The 13,218-nt window shown below is 65.0% G+C and carries 8 protein-coding genes; 3 read left to right on the top strand and 5 right to left on the bottom strand.

The features are described from left to right. Nucleotides 1-1,068 precede the first annotated feature (1,068 nt). From ACR9Y2_RS16575 to ACR9Y2_RS16565, 3 genes are all read right to left on the bottom strand, one after another. Nucleotides 1,069-1,731 carry a hypothetical protein gene (locus ACR9Y2_RS16575; RefSeq protein WP_435042558.1) on the bottom strand — a complete coding sequence of 221 codons (663 nt, stop codon included), beginning with the start codon at nucleotides 1,729-1,731 and terminating at the stop codon, nucleotides 1,069-1,071. A gap of 39 nt (nucleotides 1,732-1,770) precedes the next feature. Then, nucleotides 1,771-2,496 carry a terminase large subunit domain-containing protein gene (locus ACR9Y2_RS16570; protein WP_435042556.1) on the bottom strand — a complete coding sequence of 242 codons (726 nt, stop codon included), beginning with the start codon at nucleotides 2,494-2,496 and terminating at the stop codon, nucleotides 1,771-1,773. 534 nt (nucleotides 2,497-3,030) lie between these two features. Next, complete coding sequence (locus ACR9Y2_RS16565) at nucleotides 3,031-4,077, bottom strand: M91 family zinc metallopeptidase (RefSeq protein WP_435042555.1); 1,047 nt, start codon at nucleotides 4,075-4,077, stop codon at nucleotides 3,031-3,033. 699 nt (nucleotides 4,078-4,776) lie between these two features. Between ACR9Y2_RS16565 and ACR9Y2_RS16560 the strand changes: the two genes are divergently transcribed. Continuing rightward, on the top strand, nucleotides 4,777-5,739 hold the full coding sequence (locus ACR9Y2_RS16560) for a VWA domain-containing protein (RefSeq protein ID WP_435042554.1): 963 nt from the start codon (nucleotides 4,777-4,779) through the stop codon (nucleotides 5,737-5,739). Nucleotides 5,740-5,863: 124 nt separating this feature from the next. Continuing rightward, on the top strand, nucleotides 5,864-6,502 hold the full coding sequence (gene rsmG / locus ACR9Y2_RS16555; protein ID WP_435042553.1) for a 16S rRNA (guanine(527)-N(7))-methyltransferase RsmG: 639 nt from the start codon (nucleotides 5,864-5,866) through the stop codon (nucleotides 6,500-6,502). Between the two features lie 5 nt (nucleotides 6,503-6,507). On the opposite strand, the gene ACR9Y2_RS16550 is transcribed toward rsmG, so the two are convergent. Continuing rightward, nucleotides 6,508-7,881 carry a hypothetical protein gene (locus ACR9Y2_RS16550; RefSeq protein ID WP_435042551.1) on the bottom strand — a complete coding sequence of 458 codons (1,374 nt, stop codon included), beginning with the start codon at nucleotides 7,879-7,881 and terminating at the stop codon, nucleotides 6,508-6,510. A gap of 51 nt (nucleotides 7,882-7,932) precedes the next feature. Between ACR9Y2_RS16550 and ACR9Y2_RS16545 the strand changes: the two genes are divergently transcribed. Further along, a complete protein-coding gene (locus ACR9Y2_RS16545) occupies nucleotides 7,933-10,140 on the top strand; it encodes an FtsX-like permease family protein (RefSeq protein ID WP_435042549.1) in 2,208 nt (735 codons plus the stop codon). A gap of 2 nt (nucleotides 10,141-10,142) precedes the next feature. On the opposite strand, the gene ACR9Y2_RS16540 is transcribed toward ACR9Y2_RS16545, so the two are convergent. After that, nucleotides 10,143-13,184, bottom strand: a complete 3,042-nt coding sequence (locus ACR9Y2_RS16540) for an FG-GAP-like repeat-containing protein (protein WP_435042547.1) — start codon at nucleotides 13,182-13,184, stop codon at nucleotides 10,143-10,145. Nucleotides 13,185-13,218 lie beyond the last annotated feature (34 nt).

Below are 13,218 nucleotides of genomic sequence, written 5' to 3'. Positions count from 1 at the left end.
CCAGAATGGCAGCTCAAGAGCAATTTCGAAGCCGCTCCGAAGAGAGTCGCCTTTTTCTGGGAGGAAGGCCGGCGGCGGAGCGAACCCAAAGGGCGACAAGGGGTTGCGGCCCACGGCAGTGTCGAGCCTGCCTCCGAGTGGCCGGCACTAGTTCGGCCGGCTCTTCGCGCCCTGGGCTCGCAAGCCCTTGCCGCGCGGCTAGCGGGACTTCCGCCACAGACTGCTAGCCTAATGGAGAAACCACGTACATCGCGTTCAGGTTTCGGAATGCTTTCCGTGGTACTGGCTATTGCCGCAACTGGTGTTCATTTTTGGGCCGGGTGGACAGAGGCAGGCCATCTCGTTCTTCATCCGGTTGGGCACATTGCCATTCTCGCTGCGATGGCTTGGCTTGTGGCGATGGTCGTGGCTCTTCTCGTCGCAGCCCTCAGTCGTCGCGGAAGAACTCAGGCATTGGGCGCCTTGGCGGGTTGCGCTATTGGTATGCTGATGCTCCTGACTGCCTGATGGCGCACATTCCGTGATGCCGTTCTTCCCGATGGAGCCCTGCGAGCATGATCCGGCCGATTTTGAACCCGACGGGCTTACTCGACGAGAGTTCTGCTCACTCCATCACTTGACTCTGTCCACCTTCGGCCGGTACCGGGAGCCCATGAGGTGTCCATTGAAGGCTCGTGGGTGTCCGCGGCACGCTCCCTTGAAGACGCGCCGGTAGCCCGTCGCTATCGCTCTGGGACTGGTGTTGGGTGGCCGGCTTCGTGTGCTTTCGCGGCCCGCGGAGGTGTGCGTGACTCCGTTGAAGACGGGTGAGTAGCCCGTCGCTACCTCTTGGACTGGTGTGTGGTGGGCGGGCTTTCGACCCTTGACTGGGGCGTTTCGTTGAGGTGCCCGCTCATTGACATTCGCGGCTCCGTACGCGGTCGCGGTTCGCAGCGCGGTGGGGACCCCTCCCTGACGGTCGGGGTTCGTAGCGGCTTGCTTCGCCTTCGCGAGCAATGGGACCAGGCGGGCTCCCGCACGCTGATGGACAGGGCCGGCGGTCTGCCGCCAGCCCTGCCTGTTGTGCGGCTACACCAAGGGTCGCGGCTTCGGCCCAACCAGATGCACCGGCAAAGCCACAGACCGCTCGCCCACCGTCGGTTGCGGTCGCGCCGACCAGCTCGCCAGCGCCAGCGCGAACGCCATATCATCCGGCGTCCGGCTCTTCGGGTCCCCCAGCGCCCGCAACTCCCGCTTCAACTCCCGCAGCAGCCGCAGCCGCGACGGAATCCGCAATCCACCCTTCTCCAGCACCATCCGCATGTTCTGCAACAACATCGATCGCGGCACACTCGTCGCATGCTTCAGTTGCCCCACGGACTCGCCGCTCGTGATCACAATCGGCATCAGTTGTGCCGGCAGTTGCGCCATTTGCAGCATCTCCACCACCGCCAGGCCCACCCCCGTGGCGTCCACCGCCAGGTGGACCGTCCCCCGCTTCGCCAGGCCCGCCAGATAACGCTCCAGATAGCCCGGCAACTCCGCATAAGGAGTCTCCAGCGGCAGCCGCTGTAGGTTCCGCAGCACCAGCGCCGTCTCCATCACATCCGTGTAGTACACGTGGTCAAACTCACCCGTCGGCCGCGTCACGTCTTCCACCAGCGCCAGTGCCGTCGGATTCCGCCGCAACCCCAGGTCCAGGCCCACGTGAAACACCGAGCCCGCTTTCTGCATGCGCCCTGTCATCAACATGGCGCCCTCCTCCGGCCCGGCGCCGGCCGCCCGCGTTCCTTACAGCGCCGCTTCATCCAAAGGCTCCTCATCGTCCGTCACCGCGCCCTCCACCAGCTGCGCCGGAATCATCTGCAGGTCGCTCGGCAGAAACTCGCACAGATACTCCTGCGCGTACATCCTCTCGCCCAGCGCCACTCGTTCCACCGCCAGCACCTCCGGCCGGAATCGCTCACACTCCGCCGCCGAAACCTTGAATCGCGTCCAGCCCCCTTCCTCGTCGTGCCAGGCGACATGGAAGAATCCGCTCTGCCCGTGCGGCGTCGAGATCATCCACAACAACCCGTCCGACAAAACCCGCATCGGCCGCGTCGCCGTGTACACACAGTCCTGGATCAGCGCCGCCTCGTCCAGAATCAGGAACCCCACGTCGTCGAATCCGCGGATCGTCCCCTCCTGGCCCGGCAGCCCGATGATCGACGACCCGTTCGCCAGCTTCACCGAAGCCGCCTCGCGCGCATCCCGCACCACCGGACCCTTCACATACCGCTGCACCTTCTCCAGGAACAACCCGCTCTGCCGCTGCGTCGGTGTCACACACAAGGTCGTCGACCCCGGATGATGCTCCGCGAAATGCAGCGCCCGCAGCGCCGTCACCGTCGACTTGCCCCACTGCCGCGAACAACACAGCAGCACCCGGCGCGCCTCCGTATCCAATACCTCCCTCTGCCGGGCATCGGCCTCAAAGCCGAACTCCGCCCGCGCCCACTCCGAAGGCGTCCTCACCTGGACCCGCCTCCTCCCAATCGCCAGCCTCAGATGGCCCATCACTTCGCTCGCGGCGTTCCTCACGCCGAGTCCAAAACAAGACATACCCACGACCTTTCTGACCGCATTTCGCGGCCGTCGCGAGCATCCACGCGCCAAATACGGCTTTTCAGGCCTGTTTCCCCTAAAGTATTGAGAAGAAACAGAAGATATTTTTCGATCTTCCGAACTGCCTCCGCGCTCCGGGTCCGGAATCGTCCTTTTCTTCTGACTACACCCCGAAATCCGTCCGCCCGGCACAGCCGCACGACGCTCTCCTCAGGCGGCATCTCGGGCTGGGAATTGGTCTATGGAAGGGGCCCCGCCTGGCAGGCAATGAGGCGGCGGCGGGCGTGTCAGCGGGAAATCGAAATCTTCGGGGGAACGAAAGAGAGGTCGGTCGGGCAGGCCTTCGTGAGCAACGGCCCCGCCGCGGTCCAGGACGTCCGCCGCGGGCTGCCGGCCGGGCCCACCCGCGCGAACCTCGCGGCGGATAGGCCCGGTCGTCCGGCTTTAGTACATCGTCCCCTTGTAGCCCTTGCTGCTCACCTGGCCGTGCATCGTCTGCATCAGCTCGGAGGAGTGCCGGTTGTTCGCATACTCCTTCCGCTGCTTCAGCCCCAGGTCGGCCCGGAAGGAGTTCTCGGTCATCCGCCAGTTCGTAAACGGACCGATCCCCGAGGTCATCGCCTCTTCCTCCCAGCCCCCGGCCACCACGCGCCGCCCCGCCATCATGCGCCACGCGTGCACCAGTTCATGCGCCAGAATCACCGCGTCCAGGGTCTTCGTCGTGTCCGTCTTGCCCCGCCACAGCTTCTTCTCCGCCTCAATGTCGTTCCGGAAATCGTACTCGAAGGTCTTCTGGTTCATCACCCGGATCTGCGCGTCCGTCCCGGCGCCCGGCATGGCATAGTCATACAGCAGAAAACACAGCGGATAGTACACCGAATCCGGCATGTACTTCATCCCGCAGACCATGTCGTCAAACTCCGTCGGCGAGATGTTCAGCTTCGCGGCCAGCTCCTGCTCCGGACGCCGGAATCGCGAGTGCGTAATCCTCGGCTCCAGCCCCATCCCCAGGTGCGCCCGGTTCAGCATCGCCCTCATCACCGGCGCGGTCTCCGACTTCTTCGTCGCCTGGCCCAGGTTCTGCATCTGCAGCTTGATCTCGGCCTTCTTCACAGAGCGGTCGTCACGGGCGTCCATGCCCCTCCACGCCGACTCGCTCCCCTTCAGCGCCAGCTCGACGTTGTGGTGCGCCGGCCGGAACGGCTTGATCGCCGCCGCCGTTCCATTCGCCGTCGTGTTCGGGTCCATCTTCGCCGCGTTGTCCTGATAGTCGTCGCCGACGTGAATCTTCACACGCTTCCCCGTCGTGTGCAGGCTCTGGAACAACATCCGGCCTGTCTTCGTCTTCCTCAACATCTCCAGCAGGACGACGATCCGGTCACGAAATGGAACGAACTCCTCCATCGTCAGGACCTTGCCCGTCGTGAGTGCACTGCCTTGCCATCCTGTGATCAGGATCGCCTGACAAGGAAGGTACGTGGATTCAATCATTTTCTGGTTCTCCTCGGTAATTCGACCGGATCTCTTCCCCGCCTGCTCGAGTCGCCCGATTGCTCCGGCGCCCGCACGTCAGGACAGGACCTCCGCCCACCTGGACGGCTTCCCCAAATCTGGCATCGGATTGCCCAGGACACGGCTATCGGCTGGGGAACACGCGCTGCGCGCTTCCGCCTGCCGCTTCTGGCCCTGTTTGTCTCTCCCTACTTCCGCGAACTGTGTGATTTCACTACGATTGACCTGGCCCCCAGCTTCCCTGCCCAGTCAGCGTCGATGGCTGTCCGCTCCGCTCTCATGACAAACTGCTCGTCACGACACGCGGGGCCGACGGGCTTTCTCCGAGTTGCCCCAGCCACCGGCTCATCCCACGGACGGGCGCCGGATGCCCCTACTGCTCTGACTTCCTCCCAGCACCGCTGCCATTCCCTCTGTTCCGCCTTCGATGTGACCTGTCCCCCCGGCTCTGGGCTACACCGATTTCCAGTACAGATTTCAAATAGTATACACAAGGGTGCAAGATCGAAACACGCTGGCTTGCGTGACTCTTCGCCCGGAAGTACTAAAGCGGGCGCGCGCGTTGTATCTCCAGGCCAATCATTCACTCTTTTGTCTAGATTCAGGCAAGCCAGGCCACCTTCCGGCCACCCCGGGAACCCAACCGCCCTGGCCCGCATCTGCTACTACAGACCCTCTGTGACCTCAACCCTTGTCCCATCCGCGCGCCGGCTCACTCGCCGCGCCTGGCTCGCCGCCGCCGGGCTCACCACCGCCTTCGTGGCCCGCGCCCAGCCGCCGGAGCCCACGGACGACCAGCCCATCTTCTCCTCCAACGTCCGCGTCGTCAGCCTCCTCGCCACCGTCGCCACAAAGAAGGGCGAGATCCTCCGCGACCTCACCAAGGACGACTTCACGCTCCTGGAGGACGGCCGGCCCCAGACCATCCGCTACTTCTCCCGCGAGACCGACCTCCCCCTCACCCTGGGCCTCCTCATCGACACCTCCATGAGCCAGGAAAAGGTCCTCGACAAGGAACGCGGAGCCTCCTTCCGCTTCATCGACCAGGTCCTGCGCGACACCAAAGACCAGTTCTTTATCATGCAGTTCGACATGGGCGTCTACGTCCGCCAGAAGCTCACCGCCTCCCGCAAGGAGCTCGACGAGGCCCTGTCGTACGTCGATACCCCCACCCGCCGCGAACTCAGCATGCCCAGCGGCGCCGGCACCCGGCTCTATGACGCCGTCGTGGTCGCCAGCCGCGACGTCATGAAGGATCGCCACGACCGCAAGGCGATCATTATCCTGTCCGACGGCGTCGATACCGGCAGCCAGGCCACGTTCGCTGAGTCGCTGGAAGTCGCCCAGCGCAACGACACCCTCATCTACACCATCTACTTCACCGGAGGCGGAGACCCCGAAGGCCGCGGAGTCCTGGAACGCCTGGCCCGGGAAACCGGAGGAGGCTTCTTCGAAGTGACCAAAAAGCGCTCGATAGAGCAGATCTTCGCCACCATCCAGGACGAATTGAGAAGCCAGTACAGCCTGGGCTTCGTCAGCGATGTCCCGGTGACAGTCCACGGCTTCCGCAAGCTCCAGCTCTCGGCCAAAACCAAAGGCCTCCAAGTCCAGGCGAGGGACCGCTACTGGGCCGCCCGCTAGCACCGGGGACGTTTAACCCCTGTCCCGAAACGCAAGACGTCAGCAATATCAATGGAGCCACCAGGTGGACAGGGCGGAAACGTCCCCTCCGCCGGGCCCCCACCCCGGAATGCGAAGATAGACTGTGCAGTTTGAGGACGAATTACAGCAGGTTCTCCCGGCCGACCTCCCCAATCGGGAGGAGCTGATCACCAAGGGCGCCGGGCATCTCCGGCTCATCGTGGAAACCAACGAGCAGTTCAATCTGACTCGAATTACCACGCCCCGCGAAGCCGCCATCAAGCATGTGCTCGACTCCGTGCTCCCCTGGCGCCTGTTCGAGAAGGCCGGCCTGGTCCTGGACGCCGGCACCGGGCCCGGCTACCCCGGCCTCCCCCTCGCCATCGTCCTGCCCCATGTCCGCTGGGTCCTGGCCGAGTCGACTCAGAAGAAGGCCGCCTTCGTGGAATCGGCCGCCCTTCAACTAGGCATCTCCAATGTGGAGGTCATGCCTCTGCGAGCTGAGGACGTCCTCAAAAAGGCGAGGATGGATCTGATCACCGCCCGAGCGGTGGCGCCCCTCACCAAGGCCGCTGCCCTCTTCGGACCCGCCGTCCGCCAGGGCACCCGGGCCCTCCTCTATAAGGGGCCCGACGCCGAACTGGAGATCGCCGAGGCCCTCCCGGAAGCCCGCAAGCGCCGCCTGCTGATGAAGGTCGTGGAGCGCTTCGAGCTGCCCGAAAACCTGGGCGTCCGCTGCATCGTCGAGCTGACCCAAGCCTAGCGCCTTCAGTGCTTTAGCTCGACTATCACATGCCGGGCCTGGACCGTGAAGGCCACGCCGCGATCCAGCCCCTTCGCCTTCCACGTGACCTCCGGAGCCCGCGGGATCGAGGCCACCGAAACCGTAGCCGAACCGGTATCCGGCAACGCCGCCCGCACCCACGCCGGCACCACGAACTGCCCGGCTTCCGGAGCCGCTACGCACAGCGCCATCACCATGGCCCGGTTCGAGGCGTCGGAGGCAGTCACCCCCACCAGGGCCAGCCGGTCGGCCCCCATCCCGGCCCACGTTACGCGCAGCGGGGTGGTAGCTCCGGCGGAGAAGCCCGGAGCCATGGCCAGCACAAACGACAGCCCGCCCACAGCCCGGCCGCCCGTCGACTGCACCAGCAGCCGCCCGCCCTCCAGGAACGGCCCGTTCGGCAGGGGATCCAGGGTCCGCGTATAGAAGCCCGGCGTCCGCACGGCCAGCGCCCGGGCTTGCGGCCCGTTCGCGATCGTGATCCGGGCGCCCGCGTCCAGCCCCTCGCCAGGCACACGGCCCGTCATCTGAGCCAGGATGGACCCGCGCGGATCGAAGCCCTCGTCCGCCCGGTATAGGCCGCAACTGCCCGGAATCAGGGTCGGCCAGCTCGCCTCCGCGCCCCGTGCAGTGAAGAGCGCCGCGCCCTCATCCGTCGCCCGTCCGTCCTGGTACGACCGCGCCAGCACGATCAGCCCCGTCCGTCCCGGCTGTCCCAAGACGCTGGTCCATGCGTCCTCCCGGCAAGGCTGCCCCTTCTCGCTCACAGCCAGCGCAATCGTGTTGCCCGGCACTCCATCGGCGCCCACAGCCGTCACGGGCACGCCGCAGCCCAGCGGAACGGCCGCCGGCACGCGCGCCCGCACCTCATCGGTCCCATTGCCCTTCGCATGCCGCGTAACCGCCACCCGGATCCCGCCCATCCATAAGGCAACCGCCGGCGCCCCGGTCGAAACCAGAGACAACAGCCCGCCCCGCTGCAGCGCCTTCCTCTCCGGCTCATACAAGCCAGGAGAAGCCGAGCCGATCACCACAGGCACAGGCTTGCTCTTCCGTCCGTCCACGCTGACCACCAGCGGCAGCGTGCCAGGCTTCAGGCCGAACGGCAGCACGACCTCCAACTCCTCCGGAGCACTCCGCAGCATCGGAGCCAGCTGCCCGCCCACCTCAACGCGCAAAGCGCCCGGACTCAGGCGCAACCCGCCCATCACCACGCGGCTGCCCGGCTGCAAGCCCGCGCCTGGCAAACCCGGCGCGATCCGGCTGGCGCTGTTGCGGACGGAATCCACCGTCACCACCGGAGGCTGCTGCGCCAGCAAGCCCGAACCGGCCAGAATCCAGATGCAGTGTCTCAACATGCTCAGAGCCTCTAAACAGGCTACGATGTTCCACAGGCCCGCACCTTACTCATGACGCTGCGCCAGGTACTGCGATACACCAGCCGTGACCTGCGCGGAGCACCGTGGCGCTCCCTCGGTGTCGTCCTCTCGCTCGCCTCCGCCGTTGCCTCCGTCTACATCGCGGTTGCCTGCCTCTCTTCGTTCCGGCTCTTCCTCACCGGAGGCTCGCGCCAATGGCTGGGCGCCGATCTCCAGGTGAATCTCGATCGGGTTCCACTCCCCGAAGACCTCGCTGCCCTGCCCGCGCGCATGGCGCGCTCCACCGCCGTAATCGAGACGCTGGTCAACGCCCGTTCGCCCGAAACCGGCGCATCCACACCCATCGTGCTCAAAGCAGTCGAACCGGGCGAGTACCCCTTCTACGGATCACTCACGGTGACGCCGCCCCAGCCGCTCTCCACAGCAATCGCCGGTCGTCAGGTGGCCGTCAGTCCGGAACTCCTGACCGCGCTCGGGATTTCGCCTGGAGGGCTCATTGAGATCAACGGTCACCGCTTCACAGCCGCCGCCACGATCCTGCGTGAGCCGGACCGCTTCGCCGCCTCGCCCTACACGTTCAACCGTGTGGTGATGAGCCGCGCATCCCTGGAAGACTCCGGGGTTCTGCGCCGTGGCAACAACCTGAACGGCCGCCTCCTCTTCGGTTTGCGGGATCCCTCCACACTGCTGGAGGCGCGCGCGTTGCTGGAAGAGCGGTTCCCCGATGCCGATATCTCCGACTATCACCAGCCCGATCCGCGCACCGTGCAGACGCTCGATTCGGCCGGCTTCTTCCTGGGAATCGGCCTCGGGTTGTCGCTGCTCTCCTCGTTCATCGCGTCGGCTCTGCTTCTGCACCTGCACCTCGACACCCACCTGGACACGATGGCGATTCTGAAGGTGCTGGGCGCGGGGACGCGGCAACTCGTCTTGCTCTCGGCGGCTTTCACCGCGGCGCTCGCCGGCGGCGCGTGTGCGCTCGGCCTGGCGGCCGGTGAGATCGTCGTGCGCGTCATGCTGCCGTTGTTTGAGCACTGGTTCCGCCTGCAACTGCCGCCGCATCCGCTGCTGCCTGCGCTCGGCTGGTCGGTCGCCGCGTGTTTTCTGGCCGGATTCCTGCTCTTCGTCCGCAACTCGGCGCTGTCGATCCGCGTACGCCCGCTGCGCCTCTTCCGCCGTCAGTTCGACGGACGCCGGTTACTGCGTCCAGGCCGCCATCTCGCCTCAACAATCAGCGCTCTGGCTGCCGGCGCGGCGCTGCTCGTGCTGATGGCGATTCTCGAACTCGGTCTCACGCCGGCACTCTCGCACGCGCTGCTGTCGCCCGAATCGGACCTTGGTATCGTGAGCCATCCGCAACAGCAGTTCTCCGATCTACAGGCCTGGCTCGCCGAACATCCGGCGTATCCGCGTATCGAACGCACCTTCCCGGTGGTCCGATTGCGGTTGAAACAGGTGAACGGCCAACCGTCGCTGGCCGATCGCATGTGGTGGGCGAACTGCCGCGATAACGGCACGCTGCATGCCGGAGAAGCGGTGCTCTCACCGGCGCAGGCGCACGCATTGGGTGTGGACGCCGGTGCGAAGCTCGACTTTCAACTACCCGAACGCAGCCTGCATGTCCGGGTGGTTCAGATCGAGGATCGCAACACCCTGATCCAGTCGCTGATCGGCATCGACCTCGCCTGTGCGGACGTGAGCGACGCCCACTTGCTGAAGTACGTCACCTTTCGAGTCGACTCCACACACACGCCGGCCTTCCGCCGTGAGCTTTCGAAAGCGTTCCCTACGCTCGTGCATATCTCGCGCGGAGACGTGGAAGAGCTCAGTCAGGAGCTCGTTCACCACGGATTACTCCTGATTCGAGCTGGGTTTAGCGCGGTTGCCTTCTCGTGCGCGTGGATCATGGTGCTCATCGCGGCAGCCGAAGCGCGGCAGCGCAGACCCGAAACTGCAATTTTGCGCGTGCTGGGTGCGAGCAGACGGAGATTGATGCTGCGGGCGTTGAAAACGTACGGGGTGGGCGGAGCGATCGCCGGAGCATTGGGTGGAGCAACCGGCGCGCTGGGCGCTTACCTGCTCATCGCGAGAATGACGCATACGTCGACTGCACTGTCAGTCTACGCGCCGGCAGTGATTGCAATTCCCCTGACGAGCGTTGTGGCGGTGTGCGCCGGATGGTTTGCCACCCGGCGCGCATTGAAAGTCCGACCGATGGAAACGTTGCGCGAGCAGTAGATTTACTGCACGCGCACTTTCACGGTGTTGGAAGTTGCTCCATCCAACGTCACGGCGATATCGACATCTCCGCGGCCGGCCAGTGTTCGTGGCAGGAGGAAGCGCATTTCGTCCAGGCCGGGATAGCCGGGGTTGGCCGCGATGGCCGGGGCTGAGGCCTCGCCGCCCACGGTGACCGTGCCGGCCTCGGGGGCGCTGACGAAGCGTAGGCCGGTGCCGTAAAGGACCAGGAAGACCTGGGTTCCGTCGGGCCCGAGGTCGATGGCGACGGGGTCCTGGGCTCCGGTATCGGGGTTGGTCGTTGTGAATTCCAGGGCCGTTTGGGTGCCATCCGGATCCACGCGCACCAGGTAGCCCTGGGCGAGACCGGTGGCGGCATTCACTGAGTAGAGGCCCGGGCTAACGTTGGCGATCTGTACGGCGGTAGACCACACCTGGCCGTCGGCGGCGGTCAAGGTGAGGGTGGCCGCGCCGGCAGCCGCGTCGGGCACGATGAAGCGGATGGAGGTCTTGGAGGCGGAATAGAGCTTGGCAGCAAACTCGACGCCGGCTGAGTCGACCAGCTTGATGCTGGCGCCGGCCAGGGTCTCCGGCAAGCTGGCGGGATCTGCGTTCTCGTCGCCTGTGGTCAGGTTCTTACCCTGGGCGGTGACCATGGATTGCGGTGCAATGACCGTGGCCACGGCACCGGAGGCGGTGTTGGCCAAGGCGAGGGTATTCACACGGGCGTAGACGTTGCGCAGGAAAACCAGGGCGCCCGTGGACCCGGAACCCTGGTTGCCGACGACGACATCGAGGCGGCCGTCGCCATCGTAGTCGACCAGCTTCAGGATATTGGGGGAGGAGACGAGGGGCAGGAAGGTCTCCTCGCTGAAGGTGCCGTCGCCGACGCCCTGATGGAAGCCGAGCTCCGTCTGGCCGCAGCAGTGAGCGATGGCGAGATCGGGGATGCCGTCGCCATTCAGATCGCCGATCCCGATGTCCTGCGGGCCGAAGTCGGTGGGAATCTGCACGACCGGTTCGAACCCGCCGCCGGGCTTGCCCATCAACTCGAACAGGCGGAACGAATAGGACGGAGTCTGGCCGCCGGCGATGATATCGAGCGTGCCGTCGCCGTTCAAATCGCCGAGTTGCATGCGGGTGGTCGAGCCCGTGACCGCCAGCGAAACCGGGTTCTGGAAGCTGCCGTTGCCATTGCCGGCGACCAGGGAGATGCTGCCGTTGACTGAGCCGAAAACGCCTTTGTCGAGGACGAGGAAATCCAGCTTGCCGTCCTTGTTAAAGTCGCCGACTTCCAACTGCGAGACGTCGGTGCCGATGGTGAGGGACCCGGCGGGCAGATAGAAGCCGCCCGCGGCGAGGAAGATCATCAAGGTGGCGATGGGCGGCCTCGCGCCCGACTGCACGGTGCCGGCGAGATCGAGCTGGCCGTCGCCATTGAAGTCGCCCACGGCCGCGACAGTCACCGGGGCGGGCGTGGGACGGTTGATGGGGGCGTCAAACGTGCCGTCGCCTTTGCCGTTGAGAATAGTGACGCTGGTGCCGCCATCCAGGACGAGGGCCAGATCCTTCTTTCCGTCGGCATTGAAGTCGGCCACGAGGATGGAGTTGACAGTTGGTTTGCGGCCGTTGCTCGGCGGCAAGGGAATCTCGGTTGGCGCGGCGGGCACCCCAGTGGCGGAGCCGAAGACAATCGAGGCTCCACCGGCGGTACCGTTGGCCATCACGAGATCGGAGAGTCCATCGCCGTTGAAATCGGCGCTCACCAGGACCGTGGCCGACTTGGAGAGGGCGAAGGTCGGCATGCCGGCGAAGGTGCCATCGCCCTTGCCGAACAGAATTGTGGTGGAGTCTCCGTAGTAGCCGCGCGAGAGGACGTTGGGGTCGATTGCGCCGGTGACAATGTCGAGGTGGCCGTCGAGATCGACGTCGGCCACGATGGTCTCCAGTGGCCGGTAACCGGCGAGACCCGCGCCGGCGGCTATGAACGTGCCGTCGGGCTGTGCCAGGTAGAGAACAATGGTCTGCGCGTTGAGATCGGAGAAGACTACGTCGAGGCGGCCATCTTCGTTGAAGTCGCCGGTGGCCACGTAGTTGGCTGAGGCGTCGGGGTTGATCCTGACCGCGGCCAGGAAGGTGCCGTTGCCGTTGCCTGGCAAGTAGTAGACGCCGGCGCCGCCGGTGCCGAAGAGCAGATCCTGTTTACCGTCGCCATTGATGTCGGCAACGACCACCGAAGTCTCGTAGCCGAGAGTCTTAAGCGAGACAGGAGCACCTAGCGTGCCGTCGCCGTTGCCGTACAGGATGTACGCCACGTTGGCGGTGCCGCCGGTGACAATCACGTCGAGCTTGCCGTCACCGTTGATGTCGCCCGCACCCAGGTTGTTGCCACCGTCTCCGGCCGGATAGTTCTTGCCGGTGAAGGTCCCGTCTCCGTTTCCGAGGAACAGGGTGACCTGTGAAACCGGATTGGCGCCTGAGCCGAAGGAGAAGACGGCTGCATCGGTCTGCTGGTCGCCGTTGAAGTCGCCGATGACGAGATTGTCGGGGGAGCCGGGCACGTCGTACTGAACGGTGCGATCGAGGGTGCGGGCGTCCTTCCCGATAAAGACGACGAGTTTTTGACGCCCGACGTAATCGTTGATCATCAGCAGCACACTGCGGCCATCGGCAACTTGGAAGACGCGTTGAAAGCGCGCGGCTACGCCAACGGGCTCGGCGCCGAGCTTATTGGAAAAGTTGCCGGGCAGGCTGGTTGCGAAGGTGCGTACAGGCAGGCCGCTGCAGGTGCCCAGACGAGTTTGCGCGTTGGGGGTGGAACCGACCTTGTTGAACGGGCTCTGCGTCGCGAAGCGTTCTTCCGTCAGGGATCCATCTGCTTCCCGAGCCAGGCCGGATGTATAGGAGCTAAAGTTGACGCTGCCCCAGGTTTTGACCGAGTAACCAGTTGCGAATTGAAAGGGACCGCAGGTTGGATCGGATTGCCCCACCACAAGGCACACCGATCCCGAGATGCATAAAAGTAGTCGAGTCGCCCAGCTCACGATATTCCTCCAGGAATAGTGTCATTGTACGGCA

It is taken from the genome of Paludibaculum fermentans, assembly GCF_051172195.1.
GTDB classification, from domain to species: Bacteria; Acidobacteriota; Terriglobia; order Bryobacterales; family Bryobacteraceae; genus Paludibaculum; species Paludibaculum fermentans_A.
Note: the sequence above shows the minus strand (reverse complement) of the source record. Positions and strands in the feature narration are given on the sequence as shown.